Annotated in this window: 32 protein-coding genes and 1 pseudogene; 15 read left to right on the top strand and 18 right to left on the bottom strand. The window is 46.1% G+C overall.

The window, feature by feature from the left end; all coding sequences use genetic code 11:
- Nucleotide 1 precedes the first annotated feature (1 nt).
- Entirely contained in the window at nucleotides 2–643 is a 642-nt protein-coding gene (locus ASL11_RS01880) for a futalosine hydrolase (protein ID WP_056609058.1), read from the bottom strand.
- Between the two features lie 144 nt (nucleotides 644–787).
- On the opposite strand from ASL11_RS01880, the gene ASL11_RS01875 reads away from it, so the two are divergent.
- Nucleotides 788–1,393, top strand: a complete 606-nt coding sequence (locus ASL11_RS01875) for a DUF2087 domain-containing protein (protein ID WP_056609056.1) — start codon at nucleotides 788–790, stop codon at nucleotides 1,391–1,393.
- Nucleotides 1,394–1,806: 413 nt separating this feature from the next.
- Here ASL11_RS01875 and ASL11_RS01870 read toward each other — a convergent pair whose 3' ends face one another.
- A complete protein-coding gene (locus tag ASL11_RS01870) occupies nucleotides 1,807–2,592 on the bottom strand; it encodes an AraC family transcriptional regulator (protein WP_056609055.1) in 786 nt (261 codons plus the stop codon).
- A gap of 253 nt (nucleotides 2,593–2,845) precedes the next feature.
- Between ASL11_RS01870 and ASL11_RS37135 the strand changes: the two genes are divergently transcribed.
- The 8 genes from ASL11_RS37135 (at nucleotide 2,846) to ASL11_RS01835 (ending at nucleotide 6,655) form a co-directional block, all read left to right on the top strand.
- Nucleotides 2,846–2,956, top strand: coding sequence for an MYXO-CTERM sorting domain-containing protein (locus ASL11_RS37135; RefSeq protein ID WP_200962405.1), 111 nt, complete (start codon nucleotides 2,846–2,848; stop codon nucleotides 2,954–2,956).
- Between the two features lie 131 nt (nucleotides 2,957–3,087).
- Nucleotides 3,088–4,098 (top strand): glycosyltransferase family 2 protein, encoded by a 1,011-nt coding sequence (locus tag ASL11_RS01865; RefSeq protein WP_056609053.1) that lies wholly within the window; start codon nucleotides 3,088–3,090, stop codon nucleotides 4,096–4,098.
- 4 nt (nucleotides 4,099–4,102) lie between these two features.
- Nucleotides 4,103–4,555: a GtrA family protein gene (locus ASL11_RS01860; RefSeq protein ID WP_056609052.1), complete on the top strand. Its 453-nt coding sequence runs from the start codon at nucleotides 4,103–4,105 to the stop codon at nucleotides 4,553–4,555.
- A gap of 20 nt (nucleotides 4,556–4,575) precedes the next feature.
- Complete coding sequence (locus ASL11_RS01855) at nucleotides 4,576–4,869, top strand: alpha/beta-type small acid-soluble spore protein (protein ID WP_056609050.1); 294 nt, start codon at nucleotides 4,576–4,578, stop codon at nucleotides 4,867–4,869.
- A 109-nt stretch (nucleotides 4,870–4,978) separates the two neighbouring features.
- Nucleotides 4,979–5,422: an Hsp20/alpha crystallin family protein gene (locus ASL11_RS01850; protein WP_056609049.1), complete on the top strand. Its 444-nt coding sequence runs from the start codon at nucleotides 4,979–4,981 to the stop codon at nucleotides 5,420–5,422.
- A 149-nt stretch (nucleotides 5,423–5,571) separates the two neighbouring features.
- Nucleotides 5,572–5,790, top strand: a complete 219-nt coding sequence (locus ASL11_RS01845; RefSeq protein ID WP_157256771.1) for a hypothetical protein — start codon at nucleotides 5,572–5,574, stop codon at nucleotides 5,788–5,790.
- A gap of 8 nt (nucleotides 5,791–5,798) precedes the next feature.
- Entirely contained in the window at nucleotides 5,799–6,287 is a 489-nt protein-coding gene (locus tag ASL11_RS01840) for a hypothetical protein (protein ID WP_056609046.1), read from the top strand.
- 17 nt (nucleotides 6,288–6,304) lie between these two features.
- The gene (locus ASL11_RS01835) at nucleotides 6,305–6,655 is read left to right on the top strand and encodes a hypothetical protein (RefSeq protein ID WP_235550340.1); all 351 of its coding nucleotides are present in this window, start codon (nucleotides 6,305–6,307) and stop codon (nucleotides 6,653–6,655) included.
- Nucleotides 6,656–6,677: 22 nt separating this feature from the next.
- Here ASL11_RS01835 and ASL11_RS01830 read toward each other — a convergent pair whose 3' ends face one another.
- From ASL11_RS01830 to ASL11_RS01815, 4 genes are all read right to left on the bottom strand, one after another.
- On the bottom strand, nucleotides 6,678–6,938 hold the full coding sequence (locus ASL11_RS01830; protein WP_056609044.1) for a hypothetical protein: 261 nt from the start codon (nucleotides 6,936–6,938) through the stop codon (nucleotides 6,678–6,680).
- A 19-nt stretch (nucleotides 6,939–6,957) separates the two neighbouring features.
- Nucleotides 6,958–7,200, bottom strand: a complete 243-nt coding sequence (locus ASL11_RS01825) for a spore germination protein (protein ID WP_056609042.1) — start codon at nucleotides 7,198–7,200, stop codon at nucleotides 6,958–6,960.
- A 176-nt stretch (nucleotides 7,201–7,376) separates the two neighbouring features.
- The gene (locus ASL11_RS01820; RefSeq protein ID WP_157256769.1) at nucleotides 7,377–7,709 is read right to left on the bottom strand and encodes a 50S ribosomal protein L33; all 333 of its coding nucleotides are present in this window, start codon (nucleotides 7,707–7,709) and stop codon (nucleotides 7,377–7,379) included.
- Nucleotides 7,710–7,834: 125 nt separating this feature from the next.
- Nucleotides 7,835–9,382, bottom strand: a complete 1,548-nt coding sequence (locus ASL11_RS01815; protein ID WP_056609040.1) for an FAD-dependent oxidoreductase — start codon at nucleotides 9,380–9,382, stop codon at nucleotides 7,835–7,837.
- Nucleotides 9,383–9,546: 164 nt separating this feature from the next.
- Between ASL11_RS01815 and ASL11_RS01810 the strand changes: the two genes are divergently transcribed.
- Entirely contained in the window at nucleotides 9,547–10,077 is a 531-nt protein-coding gene (locus tag ASL11_RS01810; protein ID WP_056609038.1) for a GNAT family N-acetyltransferase, read from the top strand.
- A gap of 756 nt (nucleotides 10,078–10,833) precedes the next feature.
- Here ASL11_RS01810 and ASL11_RS01805 read toward each other — a convergent pair.
- From ASL11_RS01805 to ASL11_RS01790, 4 genes are all read right to left on the bottom strand, one after another.
- A complete protein-coding gene (locus tag ASL11_RS01805) occupies nucleotides 10,834–11,067 on the bottom strand; it encodes a DUF1128 domain-containing protein (RefSeq protein ID WP_420794129.1) in 234 nt (77 codons plus the stop codon).
- 116 nt (nucleotides 11,068–11,183) lie between these two features.
- A complete protein-coding gene (locus tag ASL11_RS01800; protein ID WP_056609034.1) occupies nucleotides 11,184–11,840 on the bottom strand; it encodes a TetR/AcrR family transcriptional regulator in 657 nt (218 codons plus the stop codon).
- A 58-nt stretch (nucleotides 11,841–11,898) separates the two neighbouring features.
- A complete protein-coding gene (locus ASL11_RS01795) occupies nucleotides 11,899–12,540 on the bottom strand; it encodes a YigZ family protein (protein ID WP_056609032.1) in 642 nt (213 codons plus the stop codon).
- A gap of 165 nt (nucleotides 12,541–12,705) precedes the next feature.
- Nucleotides 12,706–14,061 (bottom strand): glucose-6-phosphate isomerase, encoded by a 1,356-nt coding sequence (locus ASL11_RS01790; protein ID WP_056609606.1) that lies wholly within the window; start codon nucleotides 14,059–14,061, stop codon nucleotides 12,706–12,708.
- Between the two features lie 124 nt (nucleotides 14,062–14,185).
- On the opposite strand from ASL11_RS01790, the gene ASL11_RS01785 reads away from it, so the two are divergent.
- Nucleotides 14,186–15,469, top strand: coding sequence for an NAD(P)-binding domain-containing protein (locus tag ASL11_RS01785; protein ID WP_056609030.1), 1,284 nt, complete (start codon nucleotides 14,186–14,188; stop codon nucleotides 15,467–15,469).
- A 332-nt stretch (nucleotides 15,470–15,801) separates the two neighbouring features.
- Here ASL11_RS01785 and ASL11_RS38085 read toward each other — a convergent pair.
- The 3 genes and pseudogenes from ASL11_RS38085 to ASL11_RS01770 all read right to left on the bottom strand — a co-directional run.
- Nucleotides 15,802–15,909, bottom strand: a pseudogene (locus ASL11_RS38085) (glucosaminidase domain-containing protein); the annotation flags it as partial.
- Between the two features lie 5 nt (nucleotides 15,910–15,914).
- Entirely contained in the window at nucleotides 15,915–16,313 is a 399-nt protein-coding gene (locus ASL11_RS01775) for a phage holin family protein (protein WP_056609026.1), read from the bottom strand.
- Between the two features lie 191 nt (nucleotides 16,314–16,504).
- Nucleotides 16,505–16,933 (bottom strand): ArpU family phage packaging/lysis transcriptional regulator, encoded by a 429-nt coding sequence (locus ASL11_RS01770; protein ID WP_056609024.1) that lies wholly within the window; start codon nucleotides 16,931–16,933, stop codon nucleotides 16,505–16,507.
- 165 nt (nucleotides 16,934–17,098) lie between these two features.
- Between ASL11_RS01770 and ASL11_RS01765 the strand changes: the two genes are divergently transcribed.
- The 3 genes from ASL11_RS01765 to ASL11_RS01755 all read left to right on the top strand — a co-directional run bounded on the left by ASL11_RS01765 (nucleotide 17,099) and on the right by ASL11_RS01755 (nucleotide 18,581).
- Nucleotides 17,099–17,503 (top strand): helix-turn-helix domain-containing protein, encoded by a 405-nt coding sequence (locus ASL11_RS01765; RefSeq protein WP_056609022.1) that lies wholly within the window; start codon nucleotides 17,099–17,101, stop codon nucleotides 17,501–17,503.
- A 186-nt stretch (nucleotides 17,504–17,689) separates the two neighbouring features.
- On the top strand, nucleotides 17,690–18,232 hold the full coding sequence (locus ASL11_RS01760; RefSeq protein ID WP_082595199.1) for an ImmA/IrrE family metallo-endopeptidase: 543 nt from the start codon (nucleotides 17,690–17,692) through the stop codon (nucleotides 18,230–18,232).
- A gap of 31 nt (nucleotides 18,233–18,263) precedes the next feature.
- A complete protein-coding gene (locus ASL11_RS01755) occupies nucleotides 18,264–18,581 on the top strand; it encodes a hypothetical protein (protein WP_056609017.1) in 318 nt (105 codons plus the stop codon).
- Between the two features lie 80 nt (nucleotides 18,582–18,661).
- Here the strand turns inward: ASL11_RS01755 and ppnP are convergent, their stop codons facing one another.
- From ppnP to ASL11_RS01735, 4 genes are all read right to left on the bottom strand, one after another.
- Entirely contained in the window at nucleotides 18,662–18,979 is a 318-nt protein-coding gene (ppnP, locus tag ASL11_RS01750; RefSeq protein ID WP_056609015.1) for a pyrimidine/purine nucleoside phosphorylase, read from the bottom strand.
- Between the two features lie 78 nt (nucleotides 18,980–19,057).
- Entirely contained in the window at nucleotides 19,058–21,079 is a 2,022-nt protein-coding gene (gene tkt / locus ASL11_RS01745) for a transketolase (protein ID WP_056609013.1), read from the bottom strand.
- 187 nt (nucleotides 21,080–21,266) lie between these two features.
- A complete protein-coding gene (gene purU, locus ASL11_RS01740) occupies nucleotides 21,267–22,166 on the bottom strand; it encodes a formyltetrahydrofolate deformylase (protein ID WP_056609010.1) in 900 nt (299 codons plus the stop codon).
- 35 nt (nucleotides 22,167–22,201) lie between these two features.
- Complete coding sequence (locus tag ASL11_RS01735) at nucleotides 22,202–23,329, bottom strand: deoxyribonuclease IV (RefSeq protein ID WP_056609008.1); 1,128 nt, start codon at nucleotides 23,327–23,329, stop codon at nucleotides 22,202–22,204.
- A gap of 124 nt (nucleotides 23,330–23,453) precedes the next feature.
- Between ASL11_RS01735 and ASL11_RS01730 the strand changes: the two genes are divergently transcribed.
- A complete protein-coding gene (locus tag ASL11_RS01730; protein ID WP_056609006.1) occupies nucleotides 23,454–23,882 on the top strand; it encodes a DUF2621 domain-containing protein in 429 nt (142 codons plus the stop codon).
- A 51-nt stretch (nucleotides 23,883–23,933) separates the two neighbouring features.
- On the opposite strand, the gene ASL11_RS01725 is transcribed toward ASL11_RS01730, so the two are convergent.
- Nucleotides 23,934–24,488 carry a serine O-acetyltransferase gene (locus ASL11_RS01725; RefSeq protein ID WP_056609004.1) on the bottom strand — a complete coding sequence of 185 codons (555 nt, stop codon included), beginning with the start codon at nucleotides 24,486–24,488 and terminating at the stop codon, nucleotides 23,934–23,936.
- Nucleotides 24,489–24,493: the final 5 nt, after the last annotated feature.

Raw genomic sequence — 24,493 nt, 5'->3', positions numbered from 1 at the left:
ATTAAAGCACCTCCGCTAAGACTGAACCTGCTGCTTCTAAAGCTTTCAAGGCATCACCGATCCGCCAGGCGTCTCGGTCTCGCGGCCCGACCGCGTTGGAGATCGCGCGGATCTCCAGCACAGGCACGCCGCGCTGCTGCGCAGCTGTCGCTATGCCGAAGCCTTCCATGGCTTCGGCGGCAGCGCCAGGCACGCGCGCAGCCAACGCAGCGGCGGTTGCCGCTGTTCCGGTGGCTGTTGCCACCGTCAGCACCGGCGCCGCTTGCGCCTGCAGGCCGGCGGCTTGCAGCGCCGCCGTCACACGCTGGGCCAGTTCGGCATTCGCGCTGATGCGCGTAGTCCCGAAGCCCAGCTCGTCCAAGCTGCTGAAGCCATCCAGCAGCTCAACACCAAGATCGGCGGCGATGATTTCGCTCGCAATAACAAGCGAGCCAATGTCCGCTTGACCTACGAAGCCGCCTGCAATACCCGCGATAATCAATAGGTCATAATCGGCTTTGGCAAGCTCAAGAGCACCGTTCACTGCCGCCGCGGCAAGCCCCACACCGGCTAACGCATATTGAAATCTGCTATCCTGACCAAGACCGCGCTGTATGGCATCTCGTTCAGGAGCGACTGCTGTCATGACGAGTATTCGCATCATTCTTCCCCTTTAAGCTTTGACTTCTATCTCGTATTTTACATGACCCCTGTCCAGAAAGAAACTTTCACGCTTGACACATCCATCTAATTTAATTAATATCTAATTAGATTTATGTCTAATTAGATTTTTAGGAGTTGTTCTCATATGCAATTGGATAAAATCCTCACCTATCACAAAGCAATGTCAGATGCTACGCGTATTCGCATGCTTATTTTGTTAGCGGACGGCGAATCCAATGGGCAAACTCTCGCAGAGAAGCTGAGCGTAACTCCCGCGACCGTTACCCACCATGCCTCAAAACTTCGCGAAGCCAACTTGATTCATGAGCGTCGTGATAAAAACACGATTTATTTCACCTTGAATGACGCTTCCATTCGCAGCTACGGTCAGACGACAGCTGACCTGATTTTCAAAAATAAAAAGGAGGCTCCCGCATCCATGGAAACGGAAGACAAAAATTTAAATCTTCAGAAGTCTGTTTTACGGAACTTTTTCACGTTAGATGGTAAGCTCAAACATATTCCAGCCCAGCTCAAGAAAAAGCTGATTGTCCTAGAGCATCTAGTTGCTGAACTAGAAAAAGGCCGATCCTACGCCGAAAAAGAGCTTAACCTCTACCTCAAAAACTATCATCCAGATTTCGCAACCTTGCGCCGCGAGTTGATTATGCACCAGTTTATGTTTCGGGAAAATGAGGTTTACGAGTTGAACCCTAGGGAAATGTGGGCGAAGTGGGAAACCCTATCCTAATTCGTGGCACCCCGCTCCCCCTGCAACTTTAACTGTAAAAACTCCAGCTATTTTCGACACTACTCCAAGTTTTTGGTATTTAAATGGAAAAACTCCAGTTAATTTCACCTATTTCTCTCCTGTAGAAGGAAATGGCTAATATTAACTGGAGAAAATACAGCTACTTCACAAATTCGCCCAAATACTCCTTAATTAGATGGAGAAAATCCAGTTATTTTCCTATGCGACTATCTGAAGGCAAGTGTTTCTGCAAAATCAGATAGATCGAGGGGGCGGATGGTCGCTTTTCTCGATTCCGGAGGGTTACGTCAGTAGTACAGATGCCGCTCCGAAGCCATGTCGCTTGATCTACTGTATCAATTGCGTCACTTGTGTCCCTATGTCGATATGTATCAGCTGTCACTCATTAACCATCAACGCACCACTCCAAGCCCCAACAACCACTTCTTATACGCCGTCGGTGTAATTCCAAGACATCTCTTAAATTCCTTGGAAAAGTGCGCATAATCATGATAGCCGAACTGGCCCATGCAGCTCGTGATATCCATCGTTGGGTTGAAGAAAATCTGGAGTCGAGCCAAGTTAAAACGAGACACAGAATTTAATCGCTTAGGTGACATCCCTACGAGCTCTGAACAAATCCGTTCAAAATGCCGCTGAGAGTATCCACTCTCGACGACGCTGATAGGAACATCCTGCTCCATCGGTGTGCGATATAGTTTGGACAATATATTAATCATCGCGGCATGCTTGGTTTCTGGTTGAAAATGACGATAGAGATAATCCGTCAGCAAAGCAATCCCTTCATCCAAATCTGCCTCGGCTAGCTGCGGAACGAGCTCGACAAGTTCATGCTCGGGAAATAAATCAGCGAGCGGAAGAAACTTATCAATCAATGCACGATGGTCCATCTCTTTGAAGGCACGCAACCCCCATGGCAGCAATCGCACGCCGAATAAACGAATAGGACCTTCTGCGGTAAGTGGATGATAGCGGGAAAGTGTTCCGATAAAAAATGCCCTTGGCAGAACTTGCCCACCGATTGAATAATCGGCTCCATAATGAAAAATCAACTCTTGGCAGCCATCTGGCCACAGGGTTTCCCACTCTTCCGCCGCGCTGTAATCCCGCTCCAAATACCAATAACATTTAATATATCGCTGCAATGTCTCATCTGGCTGACGTTCCTCATAACGCATCTGTCTCCTTACCTCCTTTCTCCTTTATGTCCCCTCATCCCTTTACTGTTCGTTGCCTCACCTTCATTCGTTATTCCCTTCCCTGTGCCTATTCAACTGTCCTTGTATCGCTTCTTCCAACTTTGAGTACTCATCCCCTACCAGTCCCACAAAATGGACACGTTGCCCAATTATTTATTCCGCATGCGGGTCATTCATCCATACACCTTCTAGTCAGATGACATATAGTAATTTTGTGAAGGGAGGGATTGACATGAGTTGTGGTTGCGGAACTGGCGGCGTAGGTTATTCAAGCACTGCAGTAGTCCTCGTTCTATACGTCCTCTTGGTTATCGTTCTTAGTACGTTCGGGTTTGGCTGGTAATATAGATTGTAAGACAGCGGCTGGGACGGTGATTCCGTTCCAGCCGCTTACTTTTTCTAGTCCTTTTAGCTATAATAAAAGCTTAAGCATGAATTTCATCTATTCCCTACTTAGGACGGAGACGAGGTATTGTGTCTAAACCGATTTTGACCATTGTGGTCCCTTGTTATAACGAAGAAGAAGTCCTCCCCGAAACTGTCTTTCAACTCAGTGAAGTATTAGATTCTCTCATTACAGATCAATTGATTGCCCTGGGTAGTACGGTATTATTTGTAGATGATGGCAGTAAAGATGCAACATGGTCGCTAATCGAGCGATTCCACCTTTCCAATCCATTCATTACTGGGCTTAAACTGGCCAAAAATGCCGGTCATCAAAGCGCTTTACTCGCCGGACTTCTGAAAGCGAAAGCGTATTCCGACTGTGTCGTTTCCATCGATGCGGACCTGCAAGATGATACTTCTGTCATTCGTGAATTTCTAGTGAAATTCCATGAAGGCTACGATATTGTCTACGGGATCCGTCAGGATCGTTCAGCTGATACCTTTTTCAAGCGAGCTACTGCGCAAGGCTTTTATAAACTCATGACCTCACTAGGTGTTAAAATTCAATACAATCATGCGGATTTCCGCTTAATGAGCAAGCGTACTCTCGATAATTTGGAGAAGTTTCAAGAGGTTAATTTATTCCTCCGCGGCTTAGTCCCTCTGCTAGGATTTCCTTCTACACAGGTCTATTATGACCGGAAGGAACGATTTGCTGGTGAATCCAAATATCCGCTGCGCAAAATGCTCGCTTTTGCCTTCGATGGCATCACATCCTTCAGTGTAACTCCCATTCGTTTGGTTACGGTGATGGGCTTTCTGCTCTTCGCACTTAGTGTGGTTGCTGCTATTTATGCGATTGTAGGCAAATTACTTGGCGAGAACGTTACGGGTTGGACTTCACTTATTCTCTCTGTCTGGTTCATTGGCGGTGTGCAGCTTCTTGCGATTGGTTTGATCGGCGAATACATAGGTAAAATTTATAAAGAAGTGAAGCAGCGCCCGCTTTTCGTTATCGAAAAGGAATTAACCGAGCAAACTCAGGGGCAGGAAACCGTCACTTCGCAGGCGAGCCAACCTGCATCTGCAAGGCGGTAATTGGATGACGTCCACTCCACTCAAATCCTTACTAACAGGCAGCTTTGCACGTTTCTTACTCGTTGGTGTGTTGAATACGTTGGTGGGTTTATCCGCCAGCTTTGCTCTTTTTAACCTACTAGATCTGAATTATTGGTTATCGACCTTTGGCGGCAATACGATCGGTGCGGTAGTGAGTTATCTGCTTAACCGTACGTTTACCTTTCGCTCCAAAGCCAGCATAGGCAGCAGTTGGTGGAAATTTGCACTTGTCATACTCATCTGTTATGGATTATCGTATGGGATCAGCTGGCTGCTTGCCGAAGCGATCAGTTCCTATCTCCCTAATGCCAGCACGAACTGGCTCCATAACGGTGCGATACTTGTAGGGAATGGCTTGTACACGATTGGCAATTATATCGGGCATAAATATTTCACCTTCCGTACTCATGATTCGAAAAAAGGCAGGGCATCCTAACACCTAAGAGGTGATTGACGATGTCACGAAGAAGAAGAAACCGGGCTATGGTGCCCGGATCCGAACATGGCTTAGGGCTGCTCAAAGCCCACGTTATGCAAAATCAAGGGTATGCCGTAAATCCTGAACGACCTGATCTTGTCAAATACGAGGTTGCCCGTACACTTGGTGTTCCCTTGCAACAAGGCTATAATGGGAACCTCAGCTCAGAAGATGCCGGCAGAGTAGGTGGTCCAATCGGCGGCGCGATGGTGCGAGAACTCGTTCGCATGGCACAGCAGCAGATGGCGAATCAGCGTCCTCCTGGGCAATAAGCATATCCCGCATTTAGATGTCAGCCATAATCCGACGCATCCTCACATAAACTAGTAGCAAGCTGCTTGCAGCTCTACTTTTAATGGTGAAGTCAGGTGATGATGGCAGATGAATCCTCCAGGCAATCGTTCGTCAAAACCCGATTGGAAGGGACTGTCGGCGCAAGCCGGCGATGTGCTAGGCCCCGAGTTCTGGCAGGACATTGCCAGTATTATTCCGCTAACCGGACCCCGAGTTGATATGTATGAAACGCCTCAGGAACTCGTTGTGGTCGCTGAGGTGCCAGGGTTGTCATCCCAAGAGAACATCCAGCTATCCTTCCGCGACCAGTCCCTCTTAATCAGAGGGATGCTCGTTCGGCCTTATCAGGTCAGTGATGAGCAAATGCGGCTGTCTGAGCGCTATTTTGGCACATTTGAGCGAGCGATCCGCTTACCTGGTAGAGCTTTGACCGATCAGATGCGAGCACAGTATCATAATGGGCTGCTTATCATCCGTATTCCGCTTGCTCCACCCGATGGCGAGAAGGTTATTCCCATACAGTTTACTTGAGACAACGGTTGAAGAAAGATTGCCTACTCCCTTTCATGAAGGAGGAGCCACGGTGATCTTTTTGTTTTGCAAAAAAAGAAATGATTCTGCCTTTGTCCCCATATACATGGAAAGGAGACGCTGAATTAGAGGATTTGGAGGGAATGACCATGGTTCGGATCCAATTTCAATCCATTCATATTGATGACATAACGGAAAATTCTAGCGTTAACAAGGGCAGCAATCGGATCAGTGGAAGGCGGCATTCAGCCAAGACGAATCAAGGGATCGGTGAATTGACAGGCGATCACAATGTGGTGTTGGGCGGGAAGCACACAGTCCTGGATAATGATACATTTGATGTTAAACCGAATACACGAAAGAGCTGACCTAACCTATGTGGTTTCAAAAAAAGAAAACGTCGCCGCCTCCAACTGGACCCTCTAACGCCACTCCCAAACCTTTGATGAGAAACGAGACTATTCCAAGCCCACAAACGCAAACCGTTCACTTATTGGAACAGCGGCTGCGGAAATTGGAGGAACAGTTAGCCGACCTCTCTGCTAAGCATCCGCGCATTCATATCGATAATCTGCACGTCCATCAGCCAGTTCTCGAAAACTTAACGTTTCGACTCGATCATCTCGACATTAAGGAGCTTAGCGGTTCGTTGAACTTGGGCAACAATTTCGGTGCTAAACCGAATGGGAAAGCGCAGGATGAGGCCGTGGATAAGGCATTCCAGCGTTCTCAGGTCACCAAAGAACCGCGACAGGAGCGTGCGTCAGACGGTCACTCGCATTCGTCGCCTATGCAAGAGGGTTCCGGTCCTGAGCGAACCTCAACCGGCTACCGTTACACCCCTCCCCAGTCGTCAAAAGTATAAAGATGAGGTGATTGACTGTGTCATCATTCATGTCTCCAACCTTTATCATCGGTTCGATCCGGATTGGATCTGTGGAAAGTGCATCCTGCATCAACATGGGAAATAATTGGCCCACTGATTTTCAAAGTAATCAAAAAACGGTTCAAGGCTTTGGCGCCGTCGAAGGCGACCATAACCAATTGGTCGGTACCCGTTCGATGCTAAACGATTCCGACTTCCTCGACATGCTCAATGTCGGCGATAACGATACGCCAGAGTGGCTGCAAGAGATGATAACGGTGCAAGCGCAAGCGTCGGGCTACACCACAGCAGCTGCCTCTCCACCTCCAACAGATGAAACGACGAAAGCTCCGCAAACGGCCGAGTAAGGCTGCCCGCGGAGCTTTATTTTCAAACACGGCCAATAATCAAATCACCCTTGGTATATGGTGCATCAATAATATCGTTATCGTACACGGTGTTTATATTGTTCCACACCATGTTATGTTCACCACTCACTTCACCAAGACCACTATTGCTTTTACTGCTCGTTGACCAATTCACTTGTGCGTTCGTACCAATGAATATACCAGAAGCATCGGCAATCGAATTAACATGAATCGAATCAAATTGAATCAATGGCGGGTCTAACGGTCCGGGCAGATTCAGCATCGCTTCGACCACCCTTCATTTAAACTTGGTTCGTTATGGCTGGTTTAAAGTCTTGATCATTAATAGGTGCATCAATAAAGTCATTATCAAAGATGGTATTGACGAAGTTGCAGGCGATCGAATTACCGATGAATTCACCGGTGCCGTAATTGTTTTTACTATGGGAATCCCAGCTGGATTGTGCATTCTCACCAATCCCGATCGTTGCATTCGTATTCTGATTATTAATATTGATCATGTTAAACACGATGGAACTCGGCATGCTGCTCACTCCCTGTCCGCGATTGGTTCTAGGGCCATTCCCTCATGCACGGGATCCTGCCGTAAACCTGTATCTTAGCCTATTCAGTGAGCAGGGAAATGGTGCGGCCTTCGAAGATGCTTTATCCAAATGAAAAAAGACTCTTCCCAGAAGGAAAGAGTCTTCGAGCACGATGATCAGAACCAGAGTCCTGGACCACCGAAACCGCCAAAGCCAAAGCCAGGGCCAAAGCCAGGGCCAAAGCCACCACCAAAGCCGCCACCATAACCAAAGCCACCGCCGAATCCACCATACGCGTAAGGTGCTGTACCGATTGCTAATAGGTCAAATAAAACCAATGGAATAATCGCTTTTACTTGCACTTTTTTTCCACTTTGTGGAGAAACCATCAACGTGTTACCACTGATCCGCACCAATTTACCAGTTACCTGTGTACCATCTTTCTTAACAGCCAAAATATCTTTCCCGATCAATTTACGAACTTCTTCTTTACGAATTCTGGATGCCACGAACGTCCACCTCCTCTTCACCCAATAGAGATACATTGCTCTACAGTGTATGGCATATGGGGTAACATCGCATGGATAGCTGTCCATTTTCATACAAAAATACGCTCATGTCCTGAGGGGGCTAGTTACTCTACGGTCAGTTTGGTAAGCGCCTTTTTGGCGGGTCCTTCAATCACATCACCTTGAAAGGAATATCTAGAGCCGTGGCATGGGCAATCCCATGTTCGCTCCGCTTCATTCCAATCGACTTCACACCCCAAATGGGTACAAGTCGTATCGACCACGTGCAGTTCTCCATTCGGTTCTCTGTACGCACCAGCTCTCTTCCCCTTCACGCTGACGACGGCCCCTTCATCAGGTGACAGTTCTTCAGGTTGCTTATGCAGCAAATCAAACTTGCCATCAACAAACTCTTTAGCGACGTTGGCATTCTGCATGACAAATGTTTTAATACTCGGATCGGCATGGAAACGATGCGGTGTAAATACTTCTTCGTAGGGACTCTTCTCCCCTAGAACAATCTTCGTATTTAGCAGCGCCGCTACCATGCTGGTCGTCATTCCCCATTTGCGAAAGCCAGTCGCCATGAGGAGGTGTGGAGCATCGGAAAATTGTTGTCCAATATAGGGCATTTTATCCAGTGTGAACACATCTTGAGCCGACCAACGATACAAAATCTCCTGGAGACCGAACTTGTCCTCGCCGAACTTCTGAAGATTTTCATAATACTGATGCGTACATAGACCTTGCCCTGTCTTATGACCCTCACCGCCGATAAGAACCGCTGGTTCCCCATGGATGGTGACAGCACGAAGAGAGCGAGTTGGCTGCTCCACGTTGATGTACATCCCCCCAGGGTAAGCTTTCTCCGTGCGCGCTGCAATCACATACGATTTCTCCGCATGCAGGCGAGTGAAATACGCTCCCTTGATATCGTTAAACGGATAATGGGAGGCTGTGACCACATAATTGCAAGTAACTTGATGCCCTTGCTTTGTTTTGACAATGGATGGTTGTTCATGGGTCGCACCTACGACGGTTGTTCCCTCATAAATCTGACCACCCAGCTTCGTAATCTCCTGAAGGAGTCTGATCAGGTAAGGCACAGGATTGAACCTAGCTTGCCCCTTTAATCGAATGGCTGCTTTCGTCGCGAAAGGCAGAGGCGTTGATTCCAGATAATCACCACCGATTTGCAGTTGCCCATAGGCCATGTATTCGTCCTGTAGTTGGTTTAAATAATCATCTTCACTCGTATAGAGATAAGCGTCTTCATCAGTAAGCTGACAGTCGATGTCTAGCTCAGTAATCGTTTGTTTAATCAGTATCAGCGCTTCTTGATTCGCTTCATAATATAGACGAGTCTTCTCCTCTCCAAAATGGGAAAGAAACTCATGATATATGAGTCCATGTTGCGTTGTAATTTTGGCGGTCGTGTGTCCCGTCGTTCCTTCTAGGATTGGACCGGCATTCAGTACAACAACCTTAACGCCTCGCTTTGCGAGTAAATACGCCGTTGTAATTCCAGTAATACCTGCGCCAATGACGACTACATCGGTCTTCAAATCAGCAGCCAGGGCAGGAAACTGAGGGAGCTTGTCGACAGAATCGAGCCAGAATGACTTAGGGAATTGCGGTAAAGTAGCGGCGGAAGCCTCTCCATGATGCGTCAATGTTACGTCTCCTTATGTGCCAATTTCTACCTATTTTGTCCTTGGCGGAAGGATTGTATGTATGTGAATTGGATGATGACTTGTCACGGAACATACGTTCCAATATGATAGAGATAGCAGCAGAACTCAATTGCTAGATTACTACGTATGTTAGGAGTGAGAAAATGTCAGAGAAAGTGTCACAGGTTAGTATCTTTCCTTGGTCTGAATCGGATCTTGAACTTCTGCGGCTTATCAATGCTCCTGAGATGATGGAACATCTGGGGGGTCCGGAAACAGAGGAGCAGCTGGCAATTCGCCACAAACGCTATCTGGAAATCAGCGGCAAAGGCAAGGGCCACATGTTTAGCATCGTACTGCTGCCTGATCGTGAAGCCGTGGGTAGTATTGGATACTGGGACAGCCATTGGCAAGGGGAATATGTTTACGAAGTCGGTTGGAGTGTGCTTCCCGAATTTCAAGGGCGAGGACTAGCCAGTAGCGCCTTACAGGCAGCTATTTCCCATGCGAGTTCCGAGGCTAAATTTCGGTGGATGCATGCTTTCCCCTCGATTCACAATCCAGCATCGAATGCTGTGTGTCGCAAGCTTAACTTTACGCTGATGAGCGAGTGTGAATTCGAGTATCCACTAGGACATTTCATGCAATGTAACGATTGGCGGTTGGAGCTCACTGAATCCCCGAGTGCCGATTGATGGGATTCAGCTGCTGTATTTAGCATTTGGCGGTCACTAGCATCGCTAAAAAAAGAAGTCGGCTGCCTCAGTTGGAACTCATGGGATCATGCTGGGGTTACTTGGATCGATTAACTGGATATTCTACAACTAATTTCGGGGATATCTAGCATTGCTGGAGTTTAACTGGATTTCCTACAGCTAATTTTGCTAGGTATGACCAGTTCGATAAAATTTGCTGATATTAACGGGAGAAAATCCAGTTATTTTCCAAAATCGGAGATTTAGCTTGAAATAGATGTAGAGAATCCAGTTAATCAAGGATGACTGGCGACCGACAAGGAGGGACGAGACAGGAGGGTAAGGAGAGTAACTGAAGGGTAACTGGAGAGTAGTGAGGATGAAGAGAACCTGCTAAAATGCAAAAGAGCACTTTTAGAGTAGGTTTCCCCAGCGTAATTGGAAATTGATGCAAATAGGCATCAATTTGGAGTGATTTCAGGAGATTATCCTTAAACACGTTAAAAAGGTTGCCTTTTTGCACGCATTTACCAATTTCAACCATAACTTAGTGATAAAGGTTGTATTTTTGCATTTTTGAGAAAAGGGAGCGATGAGCGAGAGTGATCAATCCAACCCCCGCGCTGCTCCCCCCGTAGTTCCAAGTTGGGGCTTGGGGCGAAATCCCAACAAAAAACCGCTCTTCCAACACAAGGTCAGAAACAGCGGCAGGCTTATGGGGTGAGGCGGTATGCTTTTAGGATAAGTATAGGTCTACTAGGCTTTGCGAATTTTCCCAAGTTCGGTTGTAATCGCATCAATCTCGCTAATGCTGAAACGATCCTTGCTCGTGACCATATCATAAAGATCCTTCAAATCCTCGTATTTTTCTTCTTTCACGTTGGAGGCTTTAATGGATCCTCCTGTTGCCATGCGCAGCTTTCTCGTAATACCTTCAAACATAAATTCAACGTTTGCTTCCGACCATATATTCAAATCCAATGTAATCATCCTTCCATCGCTGTCTTTCCATCATTTTAAAGCACATACAGGGTAATGTAAAATACAGTTTGTCTCCTTATGCAAAAAAAGAAGCAAAGACAGATCGTCTCGCTTCCTTATTTCTTCTATATCACGATGGATTTAAGTACATTCGGCCCAACCATTTTGACTAGCGGACGTTGCAATTCAGCTGAATCGACATCCAGGCTAACGCAGATAAGGCGAATATGCTCGTCAGCCAATTTACGTGCATCCTCGTATGATAGCTTAAACTGAATACAATAGGAAATAAAGCCATGTAAAGACATGAACAAATTCCATGGAAGTGTAAACTTCCGACTCTCAGCTCCTGGCTGATCTGCCATCACTTCACGAATCACAATGGCAAACATGTCCAAGCACTGCGCTTGTTCGGTACGCGAGTACTGCTGTAGTTCTGGCTCGTTAATCATAAACATCATTTCGTAGTGATTTGGATTGCTTAAACCAAACCAGACGAATTCCATCATTAACTTTTGAAGCAAATTCACGCTAAACCCATGCTCACGAACAATCATTTCCCGCTGACGCTGCAGCAGTAAGGCAAAATCGTCTTTAATTAGTGCATAAAATAATTCAGCTTTTTCATTAAAATGGTAATATAACGCACCATGACTGTACCCCATTGCTTTAGCAATGCTTCGCATCGTTAAAGCGCGATAGCCGAAAGTAGCGAATAATTCCCGCGCCTCTGTAAGAATTCGTTCTCTGCTAAGCTCTTGCGCGACTGCTTTCCTAGCCATTCCTATCCCTCCGCATCCTCAGCTCATATGAAATTTGTTGGGTCTTCTGGGAGCCTGCCTATTCAGGCAAGCTCTCGTGAACGATGTATTCGTTCTCACCAGCGACGATCAAGCTTTGACCTTGTGTAACATCAGTTGCCCAATTCATGAATGCTTCCGCTTCAGCAGCTAAAGGATAACAAGGAACGGTTACTTTGTCCGTAAACCCAATATCCCCTAACAGCATCCCTTGATTTCTCAGTTCGTTTTCCAGCTTGCCATACCATGTATAATCGACTTCAATCAGCACGAGCTGATGATTTACTTTATAAATCGGCTTTCCTGCTTCTATGCCTGCCACAGCCCCATCCGTATAAGCGCGAATAAGTCCGCCAGCACCTAACATGATGCCACCAAAATAACGAGTAACTACGACAACGGTATTCTTGAGCCCTTGATGCTTCATCACTTCCAGAATCGGCTTCCCTGCGGTACCGCTGGGTTCTCCATCATCGGATTGCTTCTGGATTTGATCCCGCTCCCCAATGATATACGCACTGCAATTATGCGTAGCCGCTCTGTGTTCTTTCTTGATCGCTTCAATAAACTGGATTGCTTCTTCTTCTGACTCTACGGGTTTAGCATGACCGATGAAACGTGACTTCTTGATGATAATCTCAGACGAACCATACGAATGGATTGTGCGATAATGTGCTAGCATAGCCAACCTTTCTCGGTAGAAGGAAACAACTGTTTCACTATATTCTACACACAACATTAGACTTCGACAATATAGAAAGAAAATTTACCACATAAATAATGGAAAAAAAGGTGCAAAAAAACGACCTATCCGATAGGATTGATCGTTTTTATTGTGAGTTGCTAATTACTGCTGCAAACGAGCTTCAAGTTCCGCTTTTTCTTTCTCATAGCCAGGCTTGCCTAAGAGAGCAAACATGTTCTTTTTGTATGCTTCAACACCCGGTTGATCGAACGGATTCACACCCATCAAATAGCCGCTGATGCCGCATGCTTTTTCAAAGAAATAGACCATGTATCCGAAAGAGTAAGGCGTCATATCCGGCAATGTTACGATCAGGTTCGGTACTTGACCGTCCGTGTGCGCAAGCATCGTGCCTTGGAATGCCTTCTTGTTTACGAAATCCATCGTTTTGCCGCTAAGGAAATTCAGACCATCCAGATCATCGCTATCTGTACCGATCGTGATATGATCAGCCACTTGGTCAACTTGGATAACCGTTTCGAACAAAATGCGATTACCATCTTGAACGAACTGTCCCATGGAGTGAAGATCCGTTGAGAAGTCTACGGAAGCAGGATAAATCCCTTTGTAGTCCTTCCCTTCGCTCTCACCGAACAATTGCTTCCACCACTCCGATACGAAGTGCAAGGACGGCTCATAGTTAACGAGGATTTCAATCGTTTTCCCTTTACGATACAAGGAGTTACGAACAGCTGCATATTGGTAAGCTTGGTTTTCGCTCAGCTTTGGATTCGAGAACTCTTGCTGCGCATCTGCCGCACCTTTCATGATCGCTTCAACGTCAATGCCAGCAGTCGCAATTGGCAGTAAGCCAACCGCTGTTAGCACGGAGTAACGTCCACCAACATCATCCGGAATAACGAAAGTTTCGTAGCCTTCTGCTGTTGCCAAAGTTTTGAGAGCGCCTTTCTCTTGATCCGTTGTTGCATAGATCCGTTTGCGAGCGGCTTCCTTACCGTACTTCTTCTCCAATAGTTCGCGGAAAATACGGAAAGCAATAGCTGGCTCCGTTGTTGTACCGGATTTGGAGATTACGTTCACGGAGAAATCTTTGCCTTCAAGTAACTGAAGCAAGTGTGTGACATATGTAGAAGAGATGTTATTTCCTACGAAATAAATCTCAGGTGTTTTACGTTTATCTTTTGGCAAAATGTTATAAAAAGAATGAGACAACATTTCTAGCGCAGCACGTGCACCTAGATAGGAACCACCAATACCGATCACGACAAGCACGTCGGAATCCGATTGAATTTGCTTCGCGGACGCTTGAATGCGGGCAAACTCTTCACGATTGTAGTTCTCAGGAAGATCTACCCATCCTAAATAATCAGAACCTGCGCCTGTTTTGTTATGAAGCTGATCATGGGCTAGCTCCACTTGAGCCGACAAATAATCGACCTCATGCTGGGATAGAAAGGATAATGCCTTGCTGTAATCAAATTGTAATTTTTTACTCAATAGGTTCGCCTCCATCTCTATTTTTCACCTTTTCCTAGCATACTTATTTGCTTGTCTAAAAGCAAGCGAGAAAGGAATTCACAGGTATTAATTCCCATGCTAAAATGAAGTCAGAGGTGAGGACATGAAACGTATCGGCTTTATTGGACTTGGCACAATGGGTAGACCCATGGCTGCTAACCTTATTCAAAAAGGGTTTATGGTAACTGTGTATAATCGTACTGCTGGCAAAGCGGACGAGCTTGGGCAAATGGGGGCTGAGGTTGGCCTCACACCTGCGGAAGTCGCTCGCAGCTCAGATGTCCTATTTACAATGCTCAGCAATGATGCTGCGCTTCTCGAAACATTTTACAGTGAGCAGGGTATTCTGAGCGGTATCCACCCGGCACTCACGATAATTGACACCAGTACCGTATCTCCCCAAACAAGTCAAAAGCTCGCTGAAGAGCTCGCAGCGCATTTCGTCGACTTCCTCGACGCGCCTGTTACAGGTACGAAGCCCGCTGCTGAAGCAGGTACGCTTACGTTCATGGTTGGCGGCAGCCGAGAAGTATTCGAGGAGCAGCAAGAATTGTTCCACGTACTTGGCAGCAAAGCTCTTTACCTAGGGCCGAGCGGTTCTGGTTCCTATGCCAAGCTCGCTCACAATACGATGGTCGGGATTAATCTTGCAGGACTTGCCGAAGGCCTGTCTATTGCAACAAAAGCTGGGATTCACCCTAGCCAATTCTTAGAAATCGTCCGCTCTGGCGGAGCCAATAGCAAGCAAGTCGAGCTCAAAGGCGATAAAATTCTCGATCGCGATTTCAGCAATCAATTCTCCTTGAAGCTGATGCTGAAAGATTTGCTGCTCGCGCAAGAAATAACGGGTAAATTTCAATTACCGACGCCAATGCTGCAATCCGCTACCAATCTGTTCCAGATCGGCCTAAGCAAAGGCTTAGGTGAAGAAGATCTTAGCGCTGTCATTAAGTGCTACGAGGAATGGATGGGACAAGAGGTTGTTAAGCCTAGTGAGCCTGTTTCGGAAGTGTCAAAACCGGCTTCGCCTCTGTCTGGTCGCGAACGTCGTAAGAATACACGGGTGCAGCTGGATATTAACTTGAAGCTGTCCATTTACCAATGGGAGCAAGAAGGTTCTTTCTCCGGTCAAAATATTGACGGAACCCTTTTCGATTTATCCGAAAGCGGGCTTCAGATCACAACAAATGTGCTGCTTGCGCCGGATATGTTCGTCGTCATCCACTTCCCTCAGGAAGCTGGATTACCTCCGATCACGGGTCGTGTCATTCGCATCGTGACCGAAGGACGCAGTTTCCGCTATGGTTGTATGCTGTCCGGCTTGCCGCCGTATGTACGGATTAAGCTGGAGCAGTATATTGAGGATCATATTGCAAGTGCGGTGTAAGAACTATTAATAGAAAATAGAACACCGTTCTTTCCTTAAATGGAAGTGGCGGTGTTCTTTTTGAATTCTACTGCAATTAGGCGGTTCACATCTGGCTTGACACTTTACGAAGCTCATTGGCTAGACGGTGGAAACTCTTCACTAGCTTCGACATCCTCCGTACTCATCCAAGCAGCAGATAAAAAGTTAATCATTTTATTGGCATCATCCGAACTCATCAAATACTCCCTTTCTTCTTCAACTTGATCAAAACGTGTCAGATCACTTCCCTCAATAATTGTAATTAGCTTGTCCGCATAGTGTGGATCTGTCGCATATCCTGCTTGCTGCAGCCCCCAACCACTTTCCAGAATAGCCTGGGCCGTAGTCACACTAGCTAAAATTCCAAATGCCAGCATATTTGCTTGTGCGGCAGGCGCAATTTGCTCAATAAATGCTTCCTTGTTCATAAACCTTCCCCCTTGCTCCGCAAAACTTGAATCATTTGCTTCAAAAACACAGGAAGAGGCAGACCTAAACGTCCGTAATTTTCCGTAATCGAAATGAACTCATTAGCCAAGTAAAAATAGATAGCACCTGTCATCATGAGGTCTGTATCCAAGAGAATATCCATGCGATGAGCCAGCATAATGACAAGCAGCATCAGTCCTTTGCGCGCCAGTCTCCAAAACCCATATTGACTGATAGACCCTTGCTGTTCTTTCATCGAGGCGGCAATGCCGGTAACATATTCGACGGTTATCGCCATAAAAAATAGACTGATAATCTCACTCCACTCACCTAAAGTGTAAGTCACAACGACTCCAAACGTGTCTGAAAACAGGTTAAATCCAAAATTGTTCATGTGTTGCTCCTTTCTTTTCGGTGTTTTGAAATTCAAAACATTTTTTTCTTTTCAAAACATATCTTCACTCCTTACACCTCCGCCGGAACGGTTTCTTGTGCAACTTCTCAGCAACATCACCTCCCTAACTTGGCTACACATCGATCATACCACGCCATATTTTAGGTGAACTGCCAATAAATGGCCAACTCTTAGTTACCCTTGTTGAGCTTCACTTCCAACCGCAGCATGTACGCTAGCTTCTCGATCGCTCTAGCCTTCATCCGTCGATACGTACGCTCACTCAAATTAAGCTCATGAAACAACAGAAAGTCGAACGTCTTGTCCCTTTTTAAATAACGTTCCCGGATAATTCCCTGCTCTTGCTCGTCCAGCCGAGATATGGCCTGCTCCACTTCCTCACATATACCTCGCATGTGTTCATCTGATCCCGACTGGTAAGGAGCTGTGTGCTCCGCCACTTTGAACCATTGATTCCTAGCGGAAATAGCTTCATTTCCTTTTCTTACATCCCCCATCGCTCGATACATACGCACAGCTTCAAGTACACTTTCCACCCTTTTGCGTGTTGCTCGGCGATCAATCTCTACTTGCTCTATATTCAAAATACGTTCTACCATCCCTTGATCATCTCCTAAAATTTGTCGTTTTGAAATTCTAAACACATCATACGTTGTCTTGTTTAAAATTTCAACACAAAAAGTTTTGATATTCAAAACTTTTTGATGATCTCCCCTTGTTTTTTGCACCGCTCACCATTTACAATAGAACCAGGTGATCAAACGATGAAAGATATGGTGCAATTCGGCATCCGAATCCGGGATCTGCGAAAGATGAATAATTATTCCCTCAGAGAGCTTGGCGAACGGTCCGGTGTTAGTTATTCATTTATTAACTCCATAGAAAATAACCGCTTCAATCCCTCAAGGGAAACGGTTATTGCCTTAGCAGATGCGCTTCGTATAGCTGAGAAGGACGAGCTTCTGCTGCTTGCTGGATTTGCTCCAACGGAAGAGGAGTCACTCGATAGCTTATCTGGAGACGGTCTTGACGAAGTCGATGACCCTGATGTGAGCTTATTTTTTAAAGACTTCAAAAACGCTCCCAAAGAGCGCCGCGACGAAATGCTCCGCTTCTGGAACTTTATCAAGGAGCAGCAGCAGAACCGAACACCTGACAGCCAGCAGTAATCTGGGTAATCTTTTAATAACGTAAAGCTAAGCCCTGACGGGCTTTTCTTTACCACAAATAAGCGAACATACATTCTTAAAGCGAGGTGTATTCACCTGTTCACTCATTACCAATCGACCTCTCTTGAGCAATGGGTAGAGGCTTTATATAGTCAACTTAGCATCACATCACCAGCTCAACTCACTATGACGAACTTGGCTGCTAAGCTGCATATTTGGGTTTACACGATGGATATGAACAGCATGGCCATAGAAAAAGATGGACTGTTCAGCATCAATGTTGACCGCCGCTTATCCGTCAAAGAACAGTGGGAGGACTTCCTGCATGAGCTTTGTCATGTACTTCGTCATTCCGGGAACCAGATGGTGATGCCTGATCGCTATGTTGATTGGCAAGAGCAGGATGCATCAGCGTTCCAGCTCTACGCGGCTATTCCTATTTCCATGCTGAAGAAACTATCGCTGCCTGAACAAAAGAATGAAATGGTCGCCTTTCTTTCTGAAGAGTTTCAGGTTACCTATCGGCTTGCCAATGAACGCATCGAACAAATCCAGCGGCGCGTCCTGCAAGGGATTCTGGATCATGAATACCAACAATTTTCACAGAGTCAAGTGAGGACGTACGACTCAGCCAACTGGTCTGACGCAACCCGCGCCATCATGAACAAGCTCGAGCAATTACAGCGAAAAGGAGGAATGGCTGATCGTCAAGCTAGCCGTCTTTTATGACTTTCATGAAGAGCGCATACAACCATCGATCATGGCGCTGCGTTTTCAGCCTAACGAACTCGACTTTAGTAAGACAACCCTTTATATTCCGATAAGCGCTCCTTTTCAGCAGCTTCATATGGAAGAAATCCCCGAGCTAGAAGCCGGAATAACCGTGCTGATTGAAGACCTCATCGTCAATCCTGCACGTCCTGCATCTTTTGGGATCAGCCTCTCACGAATAAAGCAACGACATACGCTCCTACTCGATGAGTACCCTTCAATCCAGCAACTATGGATTCGCATGACCGACATCGAAGAGGTGCTGCAGATGGAGATCCGCTCTTTGTATAGCTGGTCTTCCAAATAAAAAAAACATACATCCATTGAACATAATGTTCAATTACGATGTATGGTTTTTGTCTTTAAAGCATTCGACGCGCCGCGTGATTACTCAGCAATATACGAACAGATATAGTCGCTCACTGTTTTCACTTCGAGCTTGAATTTTGCGTTAGCAGGCACGGTGAACTCACCTTGACCACTGATTGTAATCCACTCTGTGCTGCCTGGAAGCAATACGTTCAGCTCACCAGCTTGAATTTCCATGATTTCTTTCACATCTGTTCCGAATTCATATTCACCTGGAAGCAGGATGCCTAGTGTCTTTTTCGTGCCGTCTGCGAATTGCACAGTGCGGCTTGTTACTTTTCCATCGAAATAAACGTTGGCTTTCGTAAGTACGGTTACATTTTCAAAGCTGGACATGATTAATAGTTCCCCCTCTAAAATGGCTATGAATAAATGCAAGCCGAGGCCCAGACAAGCTGAGCCCCTGCCATTATATTAACCCAACAAAGCTTTCACGCGTGCTGCAACGTTCTCTGGTGAGAAGCCGTATTCTCTAAGAACGGTATCCCCTGGTGCGGATGCGCCGAAAGTGGAGATTCCTAGGATTGAACCCTCGTCGCCTGTATAACGCTCCCAGCCAAGTGGGTACGCCATCTCAACAGCAAGACGCTTCTTCACGCCTGGTAAGATAACGGAATCTTTGTATTCTTTGGATTGCTTCTCGAATAGTTCCAAGCTCGGTAAGCTGACAACGCGAACGTTGATGCCTTCGGCTTGCAGCAATTTCTGAGCAGCTACAGCCAGTTGTACTTCGGAACCAGTTGCTAGGATTTGTGCATCCGGTTGACCGTTTGCAGCGTCAGATACCACGTATCCGCCTTTGCTTAGGTTTGCTTTAGCTCCTTCAACCGTACCTGGAAGGATCGGCAAGTTTTGACGAGTCAAGACAAGCGCAACTGGACCTTTCGCTTCTGCAATCGCATAACGCCAAGCTTCAGACGTTTCGTTACCATCAGCAGGACGGATGACTGTGATGCCTGGAATAACGCGAAGTGCCGGCAATTGCTCGATCGGCTCATGCGTCGGTCCATCTTCACCAACAGCGATACTATCATGCGTTAGAACATAAATAACAGGAAGCTGCATAAGTGCTGCAAGACGGATGGAAGCACGCAGGTAGTCGGAGAATACGAAGAATGTTGCTCCGTATACTTTAACACCGCCATGAAGCGCCATACCATTCATTGCTGTACCCATACCGAACTCACGAACACCGAACCATACGTTGCGACCAGCATAGTTGCTAGCGCTGTAGTTGGCTTCGCCTTTGATCATTGTGTTGTTCGAGCTCGCTAGATCTGCGGAACCCCCGATTAATTGCGGCAATTTACCTGCAACGGCATTGATCGCATTACCAGAAGCAACACGCGTAGCCATAGGCTTGTCTTCTGTTGTGTATTTAGGAAGATCAGCATCCCAACCAGCTGGAAGCTCACCATTCACTGCAGCGCTGAATTGGTTGCCAAGCTCTGGGTACGCTTTGATGTAATCGTTCAACAGGTTGCTCCAAGCTTCTTCAGCAGCAGCACCTTCTTGCCCAATTTCAGCATAGTGTGCACGAACTTCATCCGGAACAAGGAAATCCGGCTCTTCCGGCCAGCCATACGCTTGTTTCGTCAATTTCACTTCGTCGCCGCCAAGTGGGGAACCGTGAGGTCCAACGTGACCACCTTTACCACCTTTGTTCGGGGAACCGAAACCGATTGTCGTTTTCACTTCAATCAACGTAGGACGAGTTGTATCAGCCTTCGCTTCAGCAATCGCCTTGGAGATTGCTGCAAGGTCATTCTGCTCTTCTACGCGAATAACTTGCCAGCCGTAAGCTTCGAAACGTGCTTGCACGTTTTCAGAGAACGCCATATTCAATTCGCCATCAAGCGAAATATCATTGGAATCGTACATCATGATCAATTTACCCAATTTCAAATGAGCTGCAAGGGAAACCGCTTCAGAGGAAACACCCTCCATCATATCGCCATCGCCGCAAATTGCGTACGTGTAATGATCGATAACTGGGAAGTTTTCTTTGTTGTAAGTCTCTCTCAAGTGAGCTTCAGCCATCGCCATACCGACAGCCATACCAACGCCTTGTCCAAGTGGACCTGTCGTTGCATCAACACCTGCCGTGTGACCATACTCTGGGTGACCAGGGGTTTTGCTTCCCCATTGGCGGAAGTTCTTGATCTCTTCCATTGGCAGATCATAGCCACATAGGTGAAGCAAGCTATATAGAAGCATGGATCCGTGTCCTGCAGATAGAACGAAACGGTCACGGTTTACCCATTTAGGATTCGAAGGATTGTGTTTCATATGCTGTTTCCACAGCACGTATGCCATTGGTGCAGCTCCCATTACCATACCTGGGTGGCCTGATTTGGCTTTCTCAACCGCGTCGATACCGAGAGTACGGATCGTGTCGACGGCTAATTGTTCAATTGTTTTGTTTGATGCTGTCATTCGATATTTACCTCCATCAATTCTGTATTTTCATCAGCCAATTAACTTGTACATACAAGTGACTTTACTCGCTTGCATTATTGTACCATTTGCTTTAAGGCTTTGCCACAATAACCCGTTAAAACGTTATACTTCTCGCCTATATATAAATAGGCTGTACCCATAACTGGGCACAACCTGCTTTACACTAGTTAAAAACAACCGTTTTATTATTGTGGACGATAATGCGATCCTCAACATGCCAAGCTACTGCACGTGCAAGAACGATTCGTTCGATGTGACGACCAATTCTTTTCAAATCCTCAACATTATCCCGATGACTTACCCGCTGGACGTCCTGCTCAATAATTGGTCCGGCGTCTAGCTCGTCCGTCACATAATGCGCTGTCGCACCAATAATCTTAACTCCGCGGTTATGCGCTTGCGCATAAGGCTTACCGCCTACAAAAGCAGGTAAGAAGGAGTGATGAATATTGATGATGCGATTTGCGTAATTTTGGATAAATGAAGGGGAAACGATCTGCATATAGCGAGCAAGTACAATCGCATCGACGCCATCACCAATAACCTCAAGCTGGCGCTGTTCCGCCTCTGCTTTGGTTGCCGCGGTAACTGGAATGTGATGAAATGGAATCCCGAAGGGCTCCACTAGAGAACGCATATCATTGTGGTTAGAGATTACCATCGCAATATCCGCTTTGAGATCTCCTGCACGCCAATGCCATAATAGTTCGAGCAAGGCATGGTCTTCCTTCGAAACGAAGATCGCAATCCGCTTCTTCTGACTTGCCAGGGAAAGGCTCCAATCCATCGAGAACTTCTCAGCAAGAGTGGAGAAATCCGCTCTTAATGTCTCTACGCGACTCGCCAATTCCGCTAAATCGAATTCAATTCGGATGAAAAACATGCCACCCTCTGGATCCATCGTGTACTGATCCGATTGCACAATGTTCGCACCATATTCAAATAGAAATTGCGATACGGCTGCTACAATACCCGGTTGATCCGGGCAAGAAATTAGCATTCTTGCTCTATTCATCAATTCGCTCTCCCGGCGAGTTGAGCTGTTCGTGGTTCCCGCTTCCATCTGTATCCCCCTAGCAATTTCTGTCTATGTGAAACTTAAGCCTTCTTCAAGATGTCATTTCCAGCAAGCCAGACAATCAATCGTTGATTGATTTGTTCTTCGCTTAGATCAGCGAAAAGGCGTTCCTCATGAAGAATATCATATAAACGTTCCAGCGGCTCACGTCCATCCGCTTTCTTCGCTTTGGCATCATTCTTGAGCAATTCCCATGTTTTAAGAACGAAGTCACGGTAGTGAATATCTTTTTTGTTCATCAAAAAGTCAATTCGCTCCACTTGATCCAGGAACTCGCCGCCAAAACGACCACTTAAGTTTCCGGAAAGCAACGCAATTTCCGCTTCATACATCGGACGTTGTGTTTTGTCTTCTTTTCCAATCCAAGGTGTCTCTAAGATCATTGGCAAATGTTGCAGCTTCTCATGGTTCGCAATGTTGTTCATCGCTTCAAAGCCAATCCACCCTGAACCTAGCGGTGCGTGGCGATCCTTGGCCGCCCCGCGCGCATTCTTACTGTCATTCAAATGTATGACACCGAGCTTCTCAAGGCCGATCGTACGATCAAAATGATGCAGTACGCCGTCCAAATCATTCACGATATCATACCCAGCATCGTGAATATGGCAAGTATCCATACATACCGTCAACTTATTGTTGAACTCTACGCGCTCCATGATTTCCGCGATTTCTTCAAAGCTGCGGCCAATTTCGGTCCCTTTGCCAGCCATGGTTTCCAAAGCGATATTAACGTTCGTATCTTTAACCCCAGAGAGTACTTCATTCAAGCCATCAGCAATTCTAGCAATCCCATAGTCTGCATCCTTGTCCGTATAAGCACCTGGATGAAGCACGATATTGCGAACGCCAATGTAATCCGTCCGGCGGATTTCTTCTTGAAGGAAACGTACGGCAAGCTCGAAAGTATCTTCCTTATAAGAACCCAAGTTGATAATGTAAGGTGCATGAACAACGATTTCATTCATCGCATGCTTGTCCATTACAGCTTTGCCTTCTTCAATATACTGCTCTTCGATCGGTTTACGGCGCGTATTTTGCGGTGCGCCCGTGTATATCATAAACGTGGATGATCCGTAGGAAACGGCTTCTTCTGCTGCATTTAGTAAGCCTTTATCTGAGAAGGAAACGTGTGATCCAATTTTCGGCATAGTTCATAACTCCTTTATTAGTAGCTGCTACCCTCCTATTTTACTCGTATTGTCGCAAGAAATCTAGAAATAAGGTATAATTCTTACTATCTTTATTGAAGACAATTAGTGAGGTGACAAATAAATGGCAAATGATTTCTTTATGTATTTCATCATTTTCTGGGTATGCGTGTTGCTTGCATTCATGTCCATCGGCGGGTTCTTCATGTTCCGCAAGTTTATTAAGGTCCTTCCCAAAGAGGACGGCAAGTCCAAACTCGATTGGCAAAATCATTATGTGGACACGTCTCGACATCTATGGACAGCGGATTCCAAAGCATTTCTCGACCAATTAGTATCACCTGTCCCGACAGCGTTCCGTGATATTGCCAAGCATTCCATCGCCGCGCGTATCGGACAAGTAGCTTTAGAGGCCAATGCGAATGAGGTCACACGAGAACACTGTATCGAAGGTTACATACTTGCAACGCCGAAACGAGACTATCGGAGCTTGACGAGTTTTCTCGAAAAGCAAAAGATTGATTACAGCGCGTTCAAGCATTTATTGAACTAGAAAATGAAGAAAACACGCCCTCTTTTATCAAGAGCGCGTGTTTTTTCGAGTCTATTCCCATCCCTTGTAACTAATAATTTTGGCTGGCACACCTGCAACAACGGCGTTATCAGGCACATCTTTCGTTACGACCGAATTCGCACCAATCATCACATTATTACCAACAACTATTTTTCCAATAATTTTGGCGCCAGGTGCGATATAAACCTTATTTCCTATTTGTGGCACTCCTTTCTTCTCCCCTCTGCCGGCAATCCCGATTGTAACTCCTTGTCCAATATTGCAATTCTCACCGATGATGGTATCCCGATGAACCACGATCGTGCCGTAATGAGGCAAATAGACCCCTTTGCCAATTTTGGTTCCGAGCGGAATTTGAATGCCCATCACAATTGAAACGAATTTATGAAGGATAAACAGAATGAAATATAACAATTGTTTAATAACTGGAATCCTAAAATGATCTTTCACATAACTCCCTGCTCGATAGATGATGAGATACCACATAGGCTCATGCAGAAATAGCATTTTCATTTTCGATAATAAACTAACATGGTTTCCTACTTTTACATAACGATGAATGTCAGCTCTTAGATAGGCAATCAAGGCAT

This window comes from Paenibacillus sp. Soil750, assembly GCF_001428045.1.
Lineage (GTDB): Bacteria > Bacillota > Bacilli > Paenibacillales > NBRC-103111 > Paenibacillus_E > Paenibacillus_E allorhizoplanae.
Note: the sequence above shows the minus strand (reverse complement) of the source record. Positions and strands in the feature narration are given on the sequence as shown.

What these genes read in the sequence shown, in the direction of transcription:
- ASL11_RS01765 (WP_056609022.1), top strand. Translation starts at nt 17,099, where the DNA reads ATGAAAGATATGGTGCAATTCGGCATCCGAATCCGGGATCTGCGAAAG.
- ASL11_RS01795 (WP_056609032.1), bottom strand. Translation starts at nt 12,540, where the DNA reads ATGCTAGCACATTATCGCACAATCCATTCGTATGGTTCGTCTGAGATT.
- ASL11_RS01760 (WP_082595199.1), top strand. Translation starts at nt 17,690, where the DNA reads ATGACGAACTTGGCTGCTAAGCTGCATATTTGGGTTTACACGATGGAT.
- ASL11_RS01770 (WP_056609024.1), bottom strand. Translation starts at nt 16,933, where the DNA reads ATGGTAGAACGTATTTTGAATATAGAGCAAGTAGAGATTGATCGCCGA.
- ASL11_RS01735 (WP_056609008.1), bottom strand. Translation starts at nt 23,329, where the DNA reads ATGCCGAAAATTGGATCACACGTTTCCTTCTCAGATAAAGGCTTACTA.
- ASL11_RS01860 (WP_056609052.1), top strand. Translation starts at nt 4,103, where the DNA reads ATGACGTCCACTCCACTCAAATCCTTACTAACAGGCAGCTTTGCACGT.
- ASL11_RS01785 (WP_056609030.1), top strand. Translation starts at nt 14,186, where the DNA reads ATGAAACGTATCGGCTTTATTGGACTTGGCACAATGGGTAGACCCATG.
- ASL11_RS37135 (WP_200962405.1), top strand. Translation starts at nt 2,846, where the DNA reads ATGAGTTGTGGTTGCGGAACTGGCGGCGTAGGTTATTCAAGCACTGCA.
- ASL11_RS01800 (WP_056609034.1), bottom strand. Translation starts at nt 11,840, where the DNA reads ATGGCTAGGAAAGCAGTCGCGCAAGAGCTTAGCAGAGAACGAATTCTT.
- ppnP (WP_056609015.1), bottom strand. Translation starts at nt 18,979, where the DNA reads ATGTCCAGCTTTGAAAATGTAACCGTACTTACGAAAGCCAACGTTTAT.
- ASL11_RS01755 (WP_056609017.1), top strand. Translation starts at nt 18,264, where the DNA reads ATGGCGCTGCGTTTTCAGCCTAACGAACTCGACTTTAGTAAGACAACC.
- ASL11_RS01830 (WP_056609044.1), bottom strand. Translation starts at nt 6,938, where the DNA reads ATGCTGAATCTGCCCGGACCGTTAGACCCGCCATTGATTCAATTTGAT.
- ASL11_RS01845 (WP_157256771.1), top strand. Translation starts at nt 5,572, where the DNA reads ATGGTTCGGATCCAATTTCAATCCATTCATATTGATGACATAACGGAA.
- ASL11_RS01855 (WP_056609050.1), top strand. Translation starts at nt 4,576, where the DNA reads ATGTCACGAAGAAGAAGAAACCGGGCTATGGTGCCCGGATCCGAACAT.
- ASL11_RS01825 (WP_056609042.1), bottom strand. Translation starts at nt 7,200, where the DNA reads ATGCCGAGTTCCATCGTGTTTAACATGATCAATATTAATAATCAGAAT.
- ASL11_RS01880 (WP_056609058.1), bottom strand. Translation starts at nt 643, where the DNA reads ATGATGCGAATACTCGTCATGACAGCAGTCGCTCCTGAACGAGATGCC.
- ASL11_RS01810 (WP_056609038.1), top strand. Translation starts at nt 9,547, where the DNA reads ATGTCAGAGAAAGTGTCACAGGTTAGTATCTTTCCTTGGTCTGAATCG.
- ASL11_RS01850 (WP_056609049.1), top strand. Translation starts at nt 4,979, where the DNA reads ATGAATCCTCCAGGCAATCGTTCGTCAAAACCCGATTGGAAGGGACTG.
- ASL11_RS01875 (WP_056609056.1), top strand. Translation starts at nt 788, where the DNA reads ATGCAATTGGATAAAATCCTCACCTATCACAAAGCAATGTCAGATGCT.
- tkt (WP_056609013.1), bottom strand. Translation starts at nt 21,079, where the DNA reads ATGACAGCATCAAACAAAACAATTGAACAATTAGCCGTCGACACGATC.
- ASL11_RS01840 (WP_056609046.1), top strand. Translation starts at nt 5,799, where the DNA reads ATGTGGTTTCAAAAAAAGAAAACGTCGCCGCCTCCAACTGGACCCTCT.
- ASL11_RS01775 (WP_056609026.1), bottom strand. Translation starts at nt 16,313, where the DNA reads ATGAACAATTTTGGATTTAACCTGTTTTCAGACACGTTTGGAGTCGTT.
- ASL11_RS01870 (WP_056609055.1), bottom strand. Translation starts at nt 2,592, where the DNA reads ATGCGTTATGAGGAACGTCAGCCAGATGAGACATTGCAGCGATATATT.
- ASL11_RS01730 (WP_056609006.1), top strand. Translation starts at nt 23,454, where the DNA reads ATGGCAAATGATTTCTTTATGTATTTCATCATTTTCTGGGTATGCGTG.
- purU (WP_056609010.1), bottom strand. Translation starts at nt 22,166, where the DNA reads ATGGAAGCGGGAACCACGAACAGCTCAACTCGCCGGGAGAGCGAATTG.
- ASL11_RS01805 (WP_420794129.1), bottom strand. Translation starts at nt 11,067, where the DNA reads ATGATTACATTGGATTTGAATATATGGTCGGAAGCAAACGTTGAATTT.